Origin of the sequence: Mucilaginibacter defluvii (assembly GCF_039543225.1) — a bacterium.
Classification (GTDB): Bacteria; Bacteroidota; Bacteroidia; order Sphingobacteriales; family Sphingobacteriaceae; genus Mucilaginibacter; species Mucilaginibacter defluvii.
Window position 1 is genome coordinate 536,280 of the sequence record NZ_BAABJI010000002.1, and the last position, 18,178, is coordinate 554,457.

An 18,178-nucleotide genomic window follows, 5' to 3' on the forward strand; every position below is an offset into this window, starting at 1 on the left:
AGATGAAAAGAGCATTAACCCAAATCGGACTTTTTACAGCGCTGCTTTTCAGTGTTGAGCTTGCCAGTGCGCAAAACGTATTAAAGCAGGCCGATGAACAATATAACCTGTATAACTACAAAAAGGCAGCTGAACTATATTTAGACGCCTATAAGCGCGATTCGTCATCGCTGCATATTGTGGAGCGTCTGGCTAATTCATACCGCATGCTGCATGATTACCTCGAGGCCGAAGTTTGGTATGAAAAAACGGTTATTATGCCCGAAAGTAATAACGGCAACATTTACCGTTATGCCGAAGTGCTAAAAAATAATGGCAAATATGCCGAAGCCAAACGCCAGTTTGGAAAATATTATGCGTCAGACAAGGTAATTGATAAAACGCAGCTTAAATTCTGGACGGACGCTTGCGACTCGGCGCTAAAATGGATGAAGAACCCGACACCTGTTCAAATAAAAAATGAACAGTTGTTAAATAGTACGTACGCTGATTGGGGGGCACGCAGTTATAACGATCAACTGTTTTTTGTATCAGACCGCGAAAGCCGTTTTACCAGGAATATTATTAAGGATGATGAACCCTTTTTTAAATTCGACGGCGCCAAAGCGCCTGATAAAAGGCAATACGGTTGGACAGGTAATGGCTATCTTCACTTGTACGAATCTGCCGGGGCGGATAGCGGTCGCTTATTTCCGATAGTGAATAACGTGGCTTATCACACAGGACCTGCCTCGTTCACCGCTGACGGAAATGAGATGTATTACACTATTACGCGCGTACCGCGTAACTGGAGTAAGGATCTGTCGGGCATTAAAACATTCAGACTTGAGATATACTCCAGTAAAAAAGATGCTGAAGGAAAATGGATGAAACCGGTAGCCTTTAAGTTTAATAATGAGAAGAAATATTCGGTGGGTGATCCATTTATATCTCCTGACGGAAATACGCTCTACTTCGTATCAGACATGCCGGGCGGAATGGGCGCTACAGATATTTATTATTGCGTAAAAGATGAAGCAGGTAACTGGCAGATGCCCGTTAACCTGCAAAGCATAAATACATCAGGCAGCGAGCGTACGCCATTTATCGATAATGAAGGTAACTTGTATTTTTCGACAGATGGCTTGATTGGTATGGGCGGGCTCGACGTTTTTCGGGCCTTTAAAACACGTGATTTCACTTTTGCTAAAGCGGAGAACCTGCAATATCCAACTAACTCACCGCGCGATGATTTTTCGTATGTAATTTATAATGGCCGTACCGGTTACCTGTCTTCAAACCGTTTAGGTGGAGTAGGAAGTGATGATATTTATAGCTTTAACCAACAACCGGAACTTAACTTACGTTTAGAAGGCACCGTTTACGAAAAAGGTACACGCAAGCCTTTATACAACGCTAAAGTAGGCTTGAGTGGAGGCGGTATTGTTATTACCAACAATACCGGTTACTATAGCTTTGGCATCAAACAAAACAGCAATTATAGCCTGCGTGCAGAAAAGCAGGGATATTTGAGCGATAATGAGCAAGTAAACACAAGCGGACTGACCAGTTCGCAAACGTTAAAAAAGGATCTTTACCTGGAAAAAATAGTATTAAATAAAGCCATCCGGCTCGAGAATATTTATTATGATTTTGACAGGTGGGAGATAAGGCCAGACGCGGCGCTTGAGCTGGATAAACTGATCAAAATATTGCGGGACAACCCGACCATACAGATAGAATTAGGTTCGCATACGGATAGCAGGGGCGATGATGATTACAACATGGACTTATCGCGTAAGCGCGCTAATGCAGCGGTAGACTATATTTTAGATAATGGCAATATTGATGAAGGACGGATAATTGCCCGCGGCTATGGCGAAACCCGCTTGCTCAACCGCTGTAAAAACGGCGTGAAATGCAGCGATGCGGATCATCAGCTTAACCGTCGCACTGAATTTACTATCATCAAAATGTAATAGAATTCAATAAAGGCCTTACTGATCGTAGTGAGGCCTTTCGTTTTACTGAGCCAGCGCAACTTCCGGCTGATGGCGTATTTTGCCAATGTAATAGCTCGATACTAATGCAATTACTTTGGCAATATAAAAGATAAAGAAAATAAACCTGGCTTGTTCATTCATCACGCTACCTATAATCCAGATAAATAACGGGGCTACCTGCGCCGCGGCGATACTGCTTAACGCGTTTTTTGAGTAGCTCAGCATCCAGCCTATTATCGAAAATAGTAATATTGAGAGGCTGATAATAATCGTCATACGCACAGCATCGCTACCACTAAATATGTGCGAAAATTGTATGGGTGTTTGTGCCAGCAAACCCAGTATTATAGCATGTTTCCAGTTGATGTTACGATTAAACTCCTGGAAAGTAACGCTCTCACGCGCATAGTAACGGATAGTAGCAAACGCGGCTACGAATATCAGTGGAAAATAAAAGCCAAACATCAATACACTAAAAGCTTTGCGGGTATCATCACTGTAGCCATTAATAGTAGCGGCCATGGGGTATTTTACAAAAGTAATGTAACTGCAAAAACCTGCCCATAAACCGGCTACAATAGCAACTATTGCATACAACGACGCATTTTTGGTAAGTGAATTGGTAAATCTGTTAATAAAGTAACCACTGCGTAGCGTAACCAAAACAAACAACACAAATAAAATTACAGCCATGGCGTAATATTCGTTTTTGATAAAGCTATCGCTGTTATCGGGCTTGAATACACTGATTACCGTTTGATTGAATACCTGCGGCATGATGATAAATATCGCCTGTAATATTAAAACTCCCACAGCACCCCAAAGCATCATCATCCAGTTACGATTGGCGTTATTGGTTGATGGTTTTTGTGCCTGAACTTCTGCTGTTTCCGGCTGACCGATGCGGTGCGTGGCCACCAGCCAGGCCTCATCATCGCTCAAATTTACGGCGTGTAACTCCAAGTAGGTGTCTTTAAGTAAAACAGCAAGTTCATCAATATCGCTTTCAGTTAATTGCGAACTGCCGAAATTCTGTTTCCAGTTTTGTATTCGGGCTTCTAATGCGGCAAGTTGATAGGTATCCATAAGGCATTTAAATCGGTTTTATAAATGTAGCAGAAAATATAATGATGCAAATACTTTTTAAATATTGCTTATAAAAAATGCTTTAATTAACTTAAAAGCGGCATTAGTATTATCACAACTTAAAACATGGAGCAATCCGGATCAGCGCAACTAAAAAGGGTGTTAAAGCCTTTACACCTGTGGGCAATAGCCGTAGGCCTGGTTATATCCGGAGAATATTTTGGCTGGAATTATGGCTGGCGCGAAGCAGGCACTGTAGGGTTTTTAATAACCACCGCGGTAGTTACGCTAATGTATGTAACCTTTATTTTTAGTTATACCGAACTTACAACCGCCATACCACATGCCGGCGGCGCATTTGCTTATGCTTACCGGGCTATGGGGCCATTCGGTGGTTTAATAGCAGGTTATGCTACTTTAGTAGAATTTCTGTTCGCTACGCCGGGCATTGCCTTTGCATTAGGCAGCTACCTGCATTTTCTATATCCGGATTTATCCATTTTAGGTTCTGCTTTGTTTTTTAATGTGGTATTTATATTGATTAACATATCAGGCGTAAAAGAATCGGCGGCTTTTTCCGTGTTTATCACATTGCTGGCTGTTGCAGAGTTGCTTTTGTTTATGGGGATAGTGGCGCCATCTTTCAAAATGGAAAATTATCTGGCTAACTCCACACCATTAAACCTGGGCAGCATGTTGGCTGCCTTGCCGTTTGCCGTTTGGTTTTATTTAGCCATTGAAGGCGTGGCCCAAGTGGCCGAAGAAGTTGAACAGCCCAAACGCAATATACCCAAAGGATATATTTCGGCCATGCTTACATTGGTGCTGTTGGCAATAGGTGTAATGGTTTTAACGGGCGGCGTAACAGATTGGCGTAAATTGAGCAACCTTGATTATCCGCTTCCGGAAGCTATCGCCATTGTTTTGGGACGGGGTAGTGGCTGGACTAAAATATTTGCCAGCATCGGTTTGTTTGGTTTGATCGCCTCATTTCATGGTACCATATTGGCATCGTCAAGGCAGGTGTTCGCCATGTCGCGCAGCGGGTATTTGCCCAAACCGTTATCAACGATAAACAACAGGTTTAAAACGCCGCACTGGGCAATTGTAGCCGGTGGGGTAGTAAGCGCCATCGCCCTGTTTACGGGTACTACCAGCCAGATCATCATTCTATCAGTAATGGGCGCGGTGCTGATGTACATGGTTAGCATGGCGAGCTTATTTATGCTGCGCAAAAAGGAGCCACAGTTGGAGCGGCCGTTTAAGTCGCCCATGTACCCTGTTTTTCCGGCAATTGCACTAATAATATCCGCAATTTGTTTGCTTACTATTATGTATTTTAACCTCATCATAAGCATCATTTTTGTAGCGGGACTATTGCTATCCCTGGCAATATTTGTGATGATGGGTAAGCACAAAATTAAAATCACACATGACGATATGCTGCAAGCATCGTCAACACCAAAACTTTAAAATGAGCTACCGGTATACCATAAATAATAAAGTTTACCGGTTTAACAGCCTGAAGGATTTGCTGGCCAAAGCATCGCCTTACCGCAGCGGTGATGTACTGGCTGGCGTTGCTGCCCAAACATACGAAGAACGCGTGGCTGCGCAAATTGCCCTTAGCGACGTCTATCTTAAAGATTTTTTGAATGAGGCGATCATTCCATATGAGTTGGATGATGTGACGCGGCTAATTATAGATAGTCATGATGCAGAAGCGTTCCGATTAATCAGTCATTTAACCGTCGGAGGCTTTAGGGATTGGCTGTTAAGGGATGAAATTGATATTGTGATTTTCCGGCAGATTGCGCCTGGTATTACCCCGGAAATGGCAGCAGCAGTATCAAAATTGATGCGCAATCAGGATTTAATTGCGGTGGCAAGCAAATGCGAGGTTGTTACCAAGTTTCGTAACACAATAGGGTTAAAAGGCCGTTTTTCAACCCGTTTGCAACCTAATCACCCAACTGATGACGCGCGTGGCATCACGGCCAGCATAATCGATGGTTTACTATATGGAAGCGGCGATGCGGTTATCGGTATTAATCCGGCTACGGACAGCCCCACAATAAACGCCAACCTGCTCAACCTGATGGATGAGTTACGCCAGCGTTTTGATATACCAGTACAAACCTGCGTGCTTAACCATATTACAACAACCATAGCTTTAATGGAAAGCGGAGCGCCGGTTGATCTGTGTTTTCAATCCATCGGTGGTACGGAGTTAACAAACAGGAGTTTTGGTATAAGCCTCACACTTATCGAAGAAGCTTATCAAGCGGCGCTTGCGTTAAATCGCGGCACTATTGGCCAAAACGTGATGTATTTTGAAACCGGGCAGGGCAGCGCGCTGTCAGCCAATGCCAATCATGGCGCAGACCAGCAAACCTGCGAGGCCCGTGCCTATGCAATCGCTCGTAAGTTTAATCCGCTGTTGGTAAACACCGTTGTGGGATTTATTGGCCCTGAATATTTATATGACGGTAAGCAGATTATCCGTGCAGCGCTCGAAGACCATTTTTGCGGTAAACTGCTCGGCCTGCCGATGGGTGTTGATATTTGTTATACCAACCATGCCGAAGCCGATCAGGACGATATGGATAACCTATTGACTTTATTGGGCGTAGCCGGTTGTAATTTTATTATGGGTATCCCAGGCTCTGACGATATTATGCTGAATTATCAGTCCACCTCTTTTCATGACGCGCTTTACATCCGTAAGATGCTCGGGCTAAAGCCGGCACCGGAGTTTGAAGCGTGGCTGCTAAAGCATAATATTATAGATGAGCGGGGAATGCTGATATCAGATAGCGGAAACCGTTTGCTAAAGGCTGCCAACTTATGAGCGACGAGTTAGATAAACGAACCCTGTGGGATAAGCTTAAAGAATACACCTCGGCACGCATTGCCATTGGCCGCACGGGTAGCAGCATACCGGTACAAAATTTACTGGAATTTAAGCTGGCGCATGCCCACGCACGGGATGCCGTTTATTCAATGCTTGATATAGATGTACTGCTTAATGAATTAGCTAAGCATGAATTGCCCATACTGAACCTTAAAAGCCGCGCAGTACATCGTGAGCAGTACTTGCAACGGCCTGATTTGGGCAGACTAATAGACGAATCATCAAATGAGACACTGCTTACGCACAAGGGCAGATATGATATAGTAATAATTATTGTGGATGGACTGTCGGCAACAGCTATACAACAAAACGCTGATCAATTGTTGAATGCGGTTATACCAATGTTCAAAGCTGTAAAATTTACTTTAGCGCCGATATGCATTGTTGAGCAGGGCAGGGTGGCCATTGGCGATGATATTAGCGCAGCACTTAACGCAAAGTTATCGCTTGTGCTTATCGGAGAACGCCCGGGCCTGAGCGCGGCTGATAGCATGGGCGCATATATTACCTTTTCACCAAAACCGGGATTGACCGATGACAGCCGGAACTGCATCTCTAACATCCGCGCAAAAGGATTACCTGTGCAATTGGCAGCTGAAAAGATTTTTCACCTTATAAGGCAAGCATTTCGCAGGCAGTTATCAGGCGTGCAGCTTAAGGATGACGCAGACGAGCGTTATTTTCCCTGATTATATCTTAATATCAATATTGCCCTGAAAATATATCGGGTCGCGATTATCGCTAATGATGTTAGCGGTAGCGGTACCGTTTTTAAAAACATCCATAGTAAGGCGGCGTGCTTTGCGGGTGTCTTTAAAATTGATGGTCACCTGCCAGCGGTCTTTCTTAGGTGTGATCTTATAATCAAATTTGGTAGAAGTAAATTTGATGCCTCCGTCTTCACCAGCTACTGGGGCATTCATATAAACACGACCAAAATATGGCAGGTAAGCTATCACCGAGTCCTTACGGATTTTTATATCATAATAATTAGCAGGAGTAAGAAATACCTGGCGGCCACCAAGCGGGTTCATCCACTGTGCTACAAACCTGTATTTGGTTGAGTCGATCTGGCTTTTTACAGCTTGTTCCTGTTTTGCTTTTTTTTCCGCTTTCTTATTTTGCGCGTAGGTGATATTTACAGCCGAACTAAAAATGGCTATAATTAATAGTTTGATAATTGCTTTCATGATTATACATTAGATCATAACACTAACAAATGGTTTAATCATAAGTTGCTGTAAAGCTGGATTTTATTTCGCGTTATCAAAAAAAGAGGCCGTTACTGATGAAACGGCCTCTATAAAATCACAGCGGTAACTTATATCAAATTAACGCTGCGGTTAACAAATTCTGTAAGTTCCGGACCGGTTAATAAACCTTGAGAGAGCAGCGCCAAATCAAAGGCCTGTTTTGCCAGTTGCGATTGTGTATCATCATTATCGGCTTCCAAAATACGGCTGATCAATTTATGGTTGCCGTTTACAATAACCTTATAGTTATCAGGCATGTTGCCATAAAAGCCCATACCGCCGCCCATAGCTGCCATATCTTTCATGCGGCGCATAAATTCATCCATCGTAACAGTTACCGGCAATTCGTCAGGGCTAAGGCTTTCCAGTTCTACACGGTAAGCCGGTTTGTTAATGGCTTTAGTAAAGATATCCTTAACCTTTGTTGTTTGATCTTCCGTCAATACGGTTTCCGGCGCATCATCTTTTTTAATCAGTTTATCGGCAACGTCGGCATCCACACGTTTAAGCGATGTTTTCTCCAATTTTTGCTCCAGGTGACTGATGAAGTGATTATCGATAGGCGAGTTCATCAGCAACACATCATAACCTTTTTTATTGGCTGATTGTATGAATGAATCCTGCTTGGCAGCATCATTCGTATAAATGTATACCAGTAGGCCGTCTTTATCGGTTTGGGTGGCTTCTACCTTTTCTTTATACTCGTTCAGCGTAAAGTTTTCGTTGTTAGTGTTGCTTAACAATACAAAGTCTTTAGCCTTTTCGTAGAATTTTTCTTCGCTAACAAAACCATATTTAACAAATAGGCCAATGTCGCTCCATTTTTCTTCGTAGGCTTTGCGGTCTTGTTTAAAGATTTCGGTCAGCTTATCAGCAACTTTTTTGGTGATGTAGTTATTGATTTTTTTAACGTTGCTGTCGGCCTGTAAAAAGCTTCGCGATACGTTAAGCGGAATATCCGGCGAATCAATAACACCATGGAGCAGCATCAAAAATTCCGGAACGATATCCTTTACCTCATCGGTAATAAATACCTGGCGCGAGAATAATTTGATCTTGTTACGCTGTATTTCAAAATCGTTTTTAAGCTTAGGGAAGTATAATACACCGGTTAGGTTGAACGGATAATCAACGTTCAGGTGTATCCAGAAAAGCGGATCTTCTGAGAACGGATAAAGCTCTTTGTAGAATTTCAGGTAATCTTCATCCTTTAACTCATTAGGTGCTTTTGTCCAGATCGGGTTGGTATCATTGATGATATTATCAACCTCGACGGTTTTGTACTTTGGTTTGCCTTCATCGTCAACACCGTCTTCTTCTTCCTGCTCGTTAGTGCCAAATTTAATTGGCACAGGTAAAAATTTGCAGTATTTATCCAGTATCTGCTGAAGCTTGTATTTGTCTAAAAATTCCTCAGATTCGCTGTTGATATATAGCGTGATTTCCGTACCTCGTTCTTCTAATACGCCATCGCCAATTTCAAACTCGGTACTGCCATCGCAAACCCAGAAAGCCGGTTTTGCGCCATCCTGGTATGACAAGGTTTGTATTTCCACCTTATCAGCTACCATAAATGCCGAATAGAAGCCCAAGCCAAAACGACCAATGATCTCGTTGGCATCTTTGGCTTCCTTGAATTTCTCCATAAATTCGGTAGCGCCCGAGAATGCGATCTGGTTGATGTACTTCTTGATCTCCTCGGCCGTCATGCCGATACCATTATCAGATATAGTGATGGTTTTGGCATCTTTATCAAATGCAACCTCAACACGCAGATCATCAACCGGGCCATTGTATTGGCCTAATGACGAAAGGCGTTTCAGCTTTTGTGTAGCGTCAACCGCGTTAGATACCAACTCGCGCAAAAATATTTCGTTATCCGAGTACAGAAACTTTTTAATTATCGGGAAGATGTTCTCGGTGTGGATTGAAATTGTGCCTTTTTCTTGCATAATTCTATAATGTTATAATTTTAATAATGATCGGTATCCGGCAAATGTCAATGCCCGTTCCAAAGTTGGTTTGGTTGTCAAATTGGCAGTGTTGATTAGTGGTTTTAATAAAACATCACACATTTTTCATGTATTTGCTGTTACTTAGCACAAATTTTCAATCACTTTGTTAAACAAATAAAACCTCTCATGAAAAAATTTACTTTAATAGCGGCATTCATTTTTGGTGTCACCCATTTTGCTTCGGCACAGCTTATACCTAATTTTCAGTTTGGCGCTAAAGCGGGTGTCAACCTGTCAAGCTTCAGCTTTTCAAATAATAATTTTGATGGCGCTAACCGTGCCGGTTACCTTGGTGGTTTTTGGGCCAGGGTAGGTGGCCTTGGCTTCCATTTTCAACCAGAACTTTATTTAACCGGTAAAAATGTTAAAATTGAGCAGGAAGTTGGCGGGGTTACCGCGGTAAACAACGTTAAATTTACCAGTATTGATGTTCCTCTGTTAGTAGGTACAAAGGTGGGCGCATTTGGCTTTGGCGGTCGTTTTTACACCGGTCCGCTTATCTCGTTCAAAATTAATGATGATCAAAGCTTTGGCAACGCTGTAGGCAACGCGGTTACCTTAACAGACGTAAAAAACCAAAACTTTGCCTGGCAGTTGGGCGCGGGTGTTGATATCCGCGATCTGTCAATAGATCTCCGCTACGAGTACGGTTTAACCAAACAAACTTACAACGAAGGTAATTCAAAAGCCCGTATCAACCTATTTAACCTCACGCTGGCTTATAAGATATTTTCGATGTAGTAATTGATACAACGTAAGAAAAGCGCCCGTCAAGGCGCTTTTCTGTTTTAGATTCGTTTAAATAAAAAACCCCTTTACACGAAAGGGGTTATATCAGCAGCAAAAGTGTAAGCCGGGTTCTGTTCCGTAATTTACGGCTTCTATCATTAATCTGGGCTTGCTATTGCTAACAAGCTCTTAGCAACCTACCCATCCTGATGACCGGCTATCGCCGGTGCGGAAGCGAGCAACTTCACTTATCAGGACCTATTTGGTCTTTCAACTCCTGAGGTTTACCGCGATTCCGGTCGCCCGGAAAAGCCGTGAGCTCTTACCTCACGTTTTCACCCTTACCCTACGGGCGGTATATTCTCTGTGGCACTTGCTGTCACCGGCTGTCGGTGCCTTCCCGTTAGGAAGCAGGATGCTCTGCGTTGCCCGGACTTTCCTCCCCGCGTAAACACGAAGCGATAGAACGTTTTGCTTTGCAAAGATAAGCTTTTTAAATTATGCCTGCGTTAATCGCATTTTTTAAGGTGGCGTTCTATCTGCTTTACATCTATCAACCCCATTTTATTACCAAATGAATTGCCTGCGTAGGTTAAAACCTGCGCAATCTCGATAGGACTAAGGCCCGATGGTGGCATCTTATTGTCATACATCTTGCCCGACACGCGGATGAAACCACTTATTCCGTTTTGCACAAAACAAGCCAGTCTGGCTTTGTTTTGCTTTAAGTAAGTTGTATCAGTTAGTGGTGGTATGAGTGCAGACAAGCCTTCGCCTTTACTACCATGGCAGTTTTGGCACTTTTGCTGATAGATAAGTTTACCGCTGGTATAGTATCGCGCATATTCCAACTGATCCTGGTTTTGACATGATATAGCTATAACTATAATGGCCAATAGCGGTATAAAAACTGCAACAGCTTTTTTCATTTAACTTGCTGATCAGGCTCTGCACGCAGTATTTTAATATCCTCAATCAGTTTGGCAACTTCCTTCTCATCCGTACCGATATATGATCCCCTGATGCGTTTCTGCTTGTCTATCAATATAAAATACCCGTCGTGTATGAATTTCTCTTTTTCATCCTCTCGGGGAGTAGTAACCAAATAGCTTTTTGCAAGATTGTAAGTTTCTTCTTTTTTGCCCTGAACCAGCCACCACATATTGCCGTGAATATTAAGCGCGTCGGCATATTTTTTTAATACCGGTACGCTATCGTATTTCGGGTCAATCGTCATGGAGATGATATTTACATCTCTCGCGTCCTTAAAAGCCTTGTAAACGTTCAGCATATTACGGTGCATTACCGGGCATATTGAAGGGCAGGTGGTAAAAAAGAAATCGGCTACGTAAATTTTACCGTCCAAACTTTTATTGGTTACGCTGTCACCATACTGGTTTACAAAACTGAATGATGGAATGGTGTGATAAACCGTATCGGCTACCTGTTTACCGTCCACAGTTTTGGTAACGGCTTCGCGTTCTCCGTAAATAGGTAAGGCTTTACCGGTTTTACCATCATTAAACTTACAAGCTGAAAAAAATAGAGCCGTGGCTACAATCGCTATAAAATATTTGTTCATTTACTGTTTATGGTTTGAAAGAAACTGCCATGATGCTTTAATGGCTTTCTTGGTAACCGAATCAATCTGAGTAATGCTTGCCTTTTGATCTGCAAGGTATTTAATGGCCTCTTTATGAGTTTTTTGCGAATAATCCGGTTCAAACTGATGCATCCATTCGCTCATCGCGGCATCAGCCTGCTGCAAATTTTCACTTAGCGTAAGCACCGAATCCTGAAGTGATTTATCTTTCAGCATTTTAGCCAGCGTATCCAATTTAGCTTTGTTTTCGAGTATCATGCCCTCATAATTCATCACTTCATTATGTATGCTTATTACCTCGTCAAATAATTTACGCTCCTGCGCTTTGTTGTCCGCTTCGCTATCGCAGGCTGTTAAAATTAGCGGGAAAAGCAGTAAATAGATGATCTTCTTCATATAATCTAAGTGCTGCAAATATAGGCAACTTATTGTCTGATAAAAGCGATATAATCTGTAACGGGCAGTTGCATACCGGTCTGCGCTTTAAGTAACTGGCCAATCTGCGCGCGGTGGTGCGTGCCATGATTGATTACATGCGTAACAATGTCCATCAAAGGGTCGGCATGGGGCACCCCCTGCGTGGTTTTATAGTTGATGATTCTTAGCCATTCATCATCCTTAACATTCGCCAAAAAAACGGTCCAGTCGTCGTGGTTTTGTGTCAGTGTTGGCATAAAAACGACCGGTTTCCAGCCGGGCCACACCTGCAGATCGGGTGGATTTTCCAGTCCTTTACAACGGTTTAACCAGGTGTGCTGCGTCATTAACAGGTGTGCCATTAATTTTATGGCCTGCGGCGGCGCGTCCGGCTTATTAAGTAAATGGATGAATTTCTCGTTGCTCTCACAATCGTACTCAAAAAGTTTGCTGAAATGTTTTTTTAGAATAGACATGCTGCAAATTTAACTTGATGATGCGTTTTGCTGGTTGTAGTAATGTCAGTATTTGGCTAATTAACAATCTGATAACACAAATTGTACACGGAGTTGACAGTAGGAGGTTAATTTTATTATCATCAAAACTTCCAATTATGAAAGCGCTGAAATTTGTTAATTATCTGATTGATCAATTACGAGAATGGTTCTTTTTAAAAAGTATGCGTTCTACCTTCATTCATTAATACGCAGCCGTTGCTTGTTAAATACAATTTAAATGCACATTTTGGGCTGCTTTTAGGCTCAAAATAATGGAGGCATCTATCAAAAGTAACCAATTGTTGCGCCGTTCTTTCGGCAACTATTTTAAATGGGGGGTATCAACGGCTGCATTCCAAACAGAGGGTTCCTGTTCGGCCGATGGCAAGGGTGAATCCATATGGGATAAATTCACTACCCGAAAAGGCAAGATACTAAATGGCGACAATGCACATACCGCCTGCGATTTTTACAGCAGTTATAAACAGGATATCGACTTAGTTAAGCAACTAAATATTCCCAACTTTCGTTTCTCTATAGCCTGGACACGTATATTACCCAATGGTACTGGCACCATAAATCAACAAGGTATTGACCATTATAACCAGGTAATTAATTATTGCTTACACGTAGGGGTTGAGCCCTGGGTTACCCTTTATCATTGGGATTTACCGCAAGCGCTTGAAGATAAAGGCGGCTGGACAAACCGGGAAGTTGTTGACTGGTTCAGCGCGTATGTAAATATTTGTGCTGAAAATTTTGGCGACCGTGTTAAATATTGGATGGTGATGAACGAGCCTGCCGTTTTTACCGGCGCGGGCTATTTTTTGGGAATACATGCTCCGGGTCGCACCGGCTTAGGGAATTTTTTGCCGGCTATCCATCATGCCGTGCTGGCTATTGTTGCAGGCGCGAAAATAGTGCGGGAAAAGTGTAAAGAGGCAATAATTGGTACAACCTTTTCATGCTCCCACATCGAGCCATACTCAGCTCATCCGCGTAACATTAGCGCCGCAAAACGTGCTGACGCGCTCATAAACCGTTTATTTATTGAGCCAATACTTGGCTTAGGATATCCGATGGACGACTTACCGGTGCTCAAAAAATTACGAAAATATTTTCATCCCGGCGATGAAGACAGCATGAGCTTTGATTTTGATTTTATCGGTATTCAAAACTATACCCGCGAAATTGTGAAGTATTCGTTTTTTACGCCGTACATCAGCGCAAGGCTTGTTAAGGCAGAGAACAGGGGAGTACCGCTAACGGATATGCGTTGGGAAGTTTATCCACCGGCGATATACGAGGTAATTAAAAAGTTCAACGCTTATAAAAACATTCGCAAGTTAATTATTACTGAAAATGGAGCCGCTTTTCCGGACAAGGTTGAACAGGAAGCGGTGCATGACGTTAAACGCGTCGACTATCTGCAAACACACCTGCAACAGGTGTTGCGCGCAAAAAACGAAGGCCTAAAAGTTGATGGTTATTTTGTGTGGACGCTAACAGACAACTTTGAATGGGCCGAAGGTTACCATCCCCGCTTTGGGTTGATACATATTGACTTTGAAACCCAAAAACGCACTGTTAAAGATTCCGGAAAATGGTATGCTAAATTTTTAAACGATACGGTTTAAACGCTTTTTGGAAGCTTAACATAAAATACAGAACCATTAGCAGGCTTGGTTTCAAACCATATTTGGCCGCCATGATTTTCAACTATCTGTTTACATATGGATAACCCTAACCCGGACGAAGCCTCGCCGTTTGTGCCATGCCTTTTTGCGTCGGTAAATGCATCAAATACTTTTGAATGCAGGGTGAGGGGTATACCAATACCTTCGTCTTCAATGCTGAACTGAACTTGGCCATCAACTACATCAACAGCTATACGTATATTTTTGCCCGCCGGGGTAAATTTAATAGCGTTGCCAATAACATTGCTTACCACGCGTACTATTTGCGACCGGTTTATCTTAGCAGACGCGTCAGCAGTCGAGGGCCTGAAGATAACGGTTTGCTGCTTGTTGTTTGCCATGTACTTCATGTCGCACATAACGGTATATACCAAATCGTTTACATCATGTAGCATTGAAGCTTCATCGGCAGGGTTGAGGTTTGCGGAGTAGATCACATCTTCCGTAAACTCTAACGAATGAGCGGATATACGGCGTATATGATCTATATATTCCTTTATCTCGTCAGTTAACTGTCCCTTACGCAAAACCAATTCGGTTAAGGTTATGATGGTAGCTAAGGGGTTTTTCAGATCGTGAGCAATGGCATACAACTCTTTTTTAGACCGGCCATAATCAATCGATTTTTTTGATGGAATTTGCTCAGCGGAAAAATTAACCCCATCGCTTTGTTGCGGCGAGCCGTAACTCATTGAAATGGAATCACCATCATGCTCAAAGTTATTTTCGGGAGTATTGAAAGCCGAAAACCGGTTGCTGAAAATTGATTCCATAGAGCCACGGATTGAAAAAAAATAATTTATAAGCAGTGTGTAGCCGGGTATACGTTAAACCTCTTGTTAAGGTTTAATTTGTATTTACAAAACGTACAGTTTACAAATAAATTTTACGCAGCCGAAGAAGTATTTAAAAGTTTGACGTAGAAGGTGGTGCCATTTTCGGCGCTGCTTTCAAACCAGATACGGCCATTATGTTTCTCAACTATTTGTTTGCAGATAGATAGCCCTAAGCCGAAAGATTTCTCGCCACCGGTGCCCGGGCGTTTAGCATCAGTGAACATGTTGAATATCTGGCTTTTTAATTTATCAGGTATGCCGATACCACGATCATTCACCGCTATTCGCACACCTTCAGTATCTTCAATCACCCGTACGTTAATAATTGATCCAAACTGACTGAATTTTATAGCATTACTAATCAGGTTGCTAATAACACGCCATATTTTTTCGCGGCTTATGTAAAGTTCTTTTTCGTTTGGCAACAGCTCCATCTCAATGCGCTGTTGTTTCTCTGCGGCTTTAAAGCGGAGCAGCTCAACACTATTGCTTACCAACGAGTTTATTTCCACATTTTCCATGCGCAACGGCGCGTTGTTGTTGTTGGCTATCTCCATAATCTCGTTGATCAGCTCAAGCGTGTTGTATGAGGTATCCTTAATCAAGTTAATCAGATCCTGCTGCTCGTGGGTAAGCCCCGCGTCATCAATCATGGCGGTGGTTAATGATGCTATACCGCCGATAGGGTTACGAAGGTCATGCGCAACGGTGCGCAAAATCCTGTCTTTTTCCCTACTGTTTATATTGAGCTCGGTGAGCGCTTTGGCCAGTACCGAATTCTGTTCGTTTATCTGCTCGTTTAGATTGTTAACCACCTGGTATGCCGTTCGCGACCGCTTCCAGTTACGGTAAACCAATATGATGATGGATAGTAATAAAATTCCGATTACAACGGCAGTTACCAGGTATATACGCTGCACCTTATTGTTGCTGCTTAACAACTCAATTTTTCGCTGGCTTTCATAACTGGCAACCTGCTTAGTTACGTCGCTCGCTATTAAATCACTTAATTTTTTGTTTAGCGAGTCCTTTTTTTCATCGTATACCAGTAAAAAGTTAGCGGCTTTCTCAAAATCGCGTTTACGCAGGTAATACTGCGCCATCAGGTTGTTCCAGTCCGCAACAGCTTCCTCATTCCGTAACGTATCAAATTGCGACCGTATATCATCGAGTATTTGCTTAAGCGAATCGATCTGGTTACGCTCCAGCCATAGTTTGGCCAGTTTAATTTCCGTTAGCTGCCCGTCATTATTATCATTGCCTTTGCGCAGGTTAATGGCTATGCTTTTTTTCAATAAATCTGCAGCCTCAGCATACCGGCCCTGGCGCTGGTATATTTCAGCGATATTCCCATAAACCACCCCGCGGGCGATATCGAAATGATCGCCCGTTACCTGCTGCCGGTAAACGGGTTGCGGTATACTCTTTTTAAAACGCGGTTCGTTATCGTTAATAAACTTAAGGGCTTTTTGAAAATAGTAAAGCGCGGTATCGTTTTGATAAAGTTTTTTATAACACAGGCCGATATTATCCAGTACTTCCTGCCGCCGGTAAAACATCAGGAACTCATTGTTATCGTAACTTTGGCTATAGCTCTCCTTAAAATATTTTTTTGAGAGCTCGTAATTGCCCTGCCTGAACATTATCAGTGCCATACGATAGGTGAATTCGCTCAACATTACCCGGTTAAGCGTATTTTGCCCGATAAGATATGCCTCGTAATATTGTTGGTACGATTCGTCATACCGCTTCAGGTCAAACAGCGCATCACCTTTTGAAAAACTGGCTTCAGCCAGGTTTTCAGCATAATATTTATCTTTCTTGTTTCGGGTGGCATAGTAAACCATGCTGTCGGCGTAAACCAGGCTTTTTTCAATTTCGCCCATACCGCGACGCAAAACCATGTAATGCAAGCCATGCCGGCGAACATAATCGCCGGTAGTTGGCGACGCGACGGTGTTAAACCCGGAATCAATATACCTTAAGCCTTCCTCGTTTTTATGGTTTTCGAGTAAAGCGGTGCCGTGCTTTAATATTTTAGTGAACTCAGGCGAGAACCTTTCGTCTCCCTTTTTTTGTTTGGGTTTGCACGACCAAATAATAAACAACGCGGCAAAACATAGCCACAGCAAGCTGCAGCGCGATTTAGGTTGACATTGGTTGGCGAAAAAACTCAAGGGGATGCAAACAATAGTTGTAACAAATATAATGTATTTACATTTACTGTTAATGCAAACATTAAAATACTAACTAATAATTTAATGCATTAAATAGGGCCACGCACGTTTATGTGCTGCTTTATTTTACTTAGCTGAAACAATGCCTATTTTCGCAGCATGATAACGGTACGTTTAAACAATGCAGAATTTTTTGCTTATCACGGTTTTTATCCCGAAGAACAATTAATAGGGGGGCGATACCTTATAGATATTACCGTAACCTTTGAACCCCAAGGAGAACTTAATGATGAATTACCGCAAACGGTTGACTATCAAGCTATATATACTATCTGTAAAGAAGAAATGGCTACTCCCCGTAAATTAATTGAAACCGTTGCGCACGCAATAATGAAGCGCATTAAAAACGGCTATCCTTACATAACAGAATTAGATGTTATACTTAAAAAGCTCAATCCACCGTTAGGCGGTACAGTTGCATATTCTGCCGTAAACGTAAATTATCAGGCGGCTAAAAAATCAATTGGTATTTAATATCAGTGGCGGCTCGTCGTACTCAATCATGCGCTGCCGTTCGCTTATGGGTATAGGGGTTGATTTATTAGCGCCATAATCATAACTAATGCAAACGGTTTTGCCGGTAGTGCAAATTTCCTCACCATTTGGCGTGTGCTTAACCAACACGTGCATCATATCAAAACTGCTGTTTCCAATCCGCGTGGTGCGTACGTAGCAAGATATTTTGTCTTCAAGCGTTAAGGGCTTTAAATAATTTATTTCAGACCGACCCAAGATTACGCCCACCTTTTTCTGGTCCCATCCAATTGCTTCCCTCCAATAATTTGAACGGGCTATTTCGAAGTAAGTAAGATATACCGCATTGTTAACATGGCCGTAAGCGTCGAGATCAGAAAAGCGGATAGGTATATCGGTTTTAAATCGATAATATGAAAGATTTTCAGCCATTAGTGT

Annotated in this window: 17 protein-coding genes and 1 other RNA gene; 7 read left to right on the plus strand and 11 right to left on the minus strand. The window is 42.5% G+C overall.

Going from position 1 to position 18,178, the window contains the following annotated elements; genetic code table 11:
* The first annotated feature begins 2 nt into the window (after window positions 1–2).
* Window positions 3–1,958 (plus strand): OmpA family protein, encoded by a 1,956-nt coding sequence (locus ABD960_RS08595; RefSeq protein ID WP_345330617.1) that lies wholly within the window; start codon window positions 3–5, stop codon window positions 1,956–1,958.
* A gap of 45 nt (window positions 1,959–2,003) precedes the next feature.
* On the opposite strand, the gene ABD960_RS08600 is transcribed toward ABD960_RS08595, so the two are convergent.
* Window positions 2,004–3,068 (minus strand): hypothetical protein, encoded by a 1,065-nt coding sequence (locus ABD960_RS08600; protein WP_345330619.1) that lies wholly within the window; start codon window positions 3,066–3,068, stop codon window positions 2,004–2,006.
* Between the two features lie 126 nt (window positions 3,069–3,194).
* Between ABD960_RS08600 and eat the strand changes: the two genes are divergently transcribed.
* From eat to eutC, 3 genes are read left to right on the plus strand one after another with little or no spacing between them, the layout of a single operon-like run.
* On the plus strand, window positions 3,195–4,541 hold the full coding sequence (gene eat / locus ABD960_RS08605; RefSeq protein WP_345330622.1) for an ethanolamine permease: 1,347 nt from the start codon (window positions 3,195–3,197) through the stop codon (window positions 4,539–4,541).
* Window positions 4,501–5,919, plus strand: a complete 1,419-nt coding sequence (locus tag ABD960_RS08610; RefSeq protein WP_345330624.1) for an ethanolamine ammonia-lyase subunit EutB — start codon at window positions 4,501–4,503, stop codon at window positions 5,917–5,919. Before eat ends, ABD960_RS08610 begins: the two co-directional genes overlap by 41 nt.
* The gene (gene eutC / locus ABD960_RS08615) at window positions 5,916–6,671 is read left to right on the plus strand and encodes an ethanolamine ammonia-lyase subunit EutC (RefSeq protein ID WP_345330626.1); all 756 of its coding nucleotides are present in this window, start codon (window positions 5,916–5,918) and stop codon (window positions 6,669–6,671) included. Before ABD960_RS08610 ends, eutC begins: the two co-directional genes overlap by 4 nt.
* Here the strand turns inward: eutC and ABD960_RS08620 are convergent, their stop codons facing one another.
* Entirely contained in the window at window positions 6,672–7,172 is a 501-nt protein-coding gene (locus ABD960_RS08620; protein WP_345330628.1) for a DUF4251 domain-containing protein, read from the minus strand.
* A gap of 131 nt (window positions 7,173–7,303) precedes the next feature.
* Window positions 7,304–9,187 (minus strand): molecular chaperone HtpG, encoded by a 1,884-nt coding sequence (gene htpG, locus ABD960_RS08625; protein ID WP_345330630.1) that lies wholly within the window; start codon window positions 9,185–9,187, stop codon window positions 7,304–7,306.
* 189 nt (window positions 9,188–9,376) lie between these two features.
* Here htpG and ABD960_RS08630 point away from each other — a divergent pair, with 189 nt between their 5' ends.
* Window positions 9,377–9,991, plus strand: coding sequence for an outer membrane beta-barrel protein (locus ABD960_RS08630; RefSeq protein WP_345330632.1), 615 nt, complete (start codon window positions 9,377–9,379; stop codon window positions 9,989–9,991).
* A 92-nt stretch (window positions 9,992–10,083) separates the two neighbouring features.
* Here the strand turns inward: ABD960_RS08630 and rnpB are convergent.
* From rnpB to ABD960_RS08655, 5 genes are all read right to left on the minus strand, one after another.
* Window positions 10,084–10,457, minus strand: an RNA gene (rnpB, locus tag ABD960_RS08635) — RNase P RNA component class A.
* A gap of 31 nt (window positions 10,458–10,488) precedes the next feature.
* Window positions 10,489–10,908, minus strand: a complete 420-nt coding sequence (locus ABD960_RS08640) for a c-type cytochrome (protein ID WP_345330634.1) — start codon at window positions 10,906–10,908, stop codon at window positions 10,489–10,491.
* Complete coding sequence (locus ABD960_RS08645; protein WP_345330636.1) at window positions 10,905–11,561, minus strand: SCO family protein; 657 nt, start codon at window positions 11,559–11,561, stop codon at window positions 10,905–10,907. The genes ABD960_RS08640 and ABD960_RS08645 overlap by 4 nt, the downstream gene beginning before the upstream one ends.
* The gene (locus ABD960_RS08650) at window positions 11,562–11,978 is read right to left on the minus strand and encodes a hypothetical protein (RefSeq protein ID WP_345330638.1); all 417 of its coding nucleotides are present in this window, start codon (window positions 11,976–11,978) and stop codon (window positions 11,562–11,564) included. It lies immediately after the preceding gene.
* 29 nt (window positions 11,979–12,007) lie between these two features.
* Window positions 12,008–12,475, minus strand: coding sequence for a DinB family protein (locus ABD960_RS08655; protein ID WP_345330640.1), 468 nt, complete (start codon window positions 12,473–12,475; stop codon window positions 12,008–12,010).
* Between the two features lie 293 nt (window positions 12,476–12,768).
* On the opposite strand from ABD960_RS08655, the gene ABD960_RS08660 reads away from it, so the two are divergent.
* The gene (locus tag ABD960_RS08660; RefSeq protein ID WP_345330642.1) at window positions 12,769–14,133 is read left to right on the plus strand and encodes a GH1 family beta-glucosidase; all 1,365 of its coding nucleotides are present in this window, start codon (window positions 12,769–12,771) and stop codon (window positions 14,131–14,133) included.
* Here ABD960_RS08660 and ABD960_RS08665 read toward each other — a convergent pair.
* Together ABD960_RS08665 and ABD960_RS08670 are read right to left on the minus strand one after the other, a co-directional pair.
* Window positions 14,130–14,966 carry a sensor histidine kinase gene (locus tag ABD960_RS08665; protein ID WP_345330644.1) on the minus strand — a complete coding sequence of 279 codons (837 nt, stop codon included), beginning with the start codon at window positions 14,964–14,966 and terminating at the stop codon, window positions 14,130–14,132. The genes ABD960_RS08660 and ABD960_RS08665 overlap by 4 nt on opposite strands.
* Window positions 14,967–15,079: 113 nt before the next feature.
* On the minus strand, window positions 15,080–17,161 hold the full coding sequence (locus ABD960_RS08670; protein WP_345330646.1) for a tetratricopeptide repeat-containing sensor histidine kinase: 2,082 nt from the start codon (window positions 17,159–17,161) through the stop codon (window positions 15,080–15,082).
* A gap of 204 nt (window positions 17,162–17,365) precedes the next feature.
* Here ABD960_RS08670 and folB point away from each other — a divergent pair, with 204 nt between their 5' ends.
* A complete protein-coding gene (gene folB, locus ABD960_RS08675) occupies window positions 17,366–17,740 on the plus strand; it encodes a dihydroneopterin aldolase (protein WP_345330648.1) in 375 nt (124 codons plus the stop codon).
* On the opposite strand, the gene ABD960_RS08680 is transcribed toward folB, so the two are convergent.
* Entirely contained in the window at window positions 17,726–18,172 is a 447-nt protein-coding gene (locus ABD960_RS08680; protein WP_345330650.1) for an acyl-CoA thioesterase, read from the minus strand. The two genes, folB and ABD960_RS08680, sit on opposite strands and share 15 nt — an antisense overlap.
* Window positions 18,173–18,178: the final 6 nt, after the last annotated feature.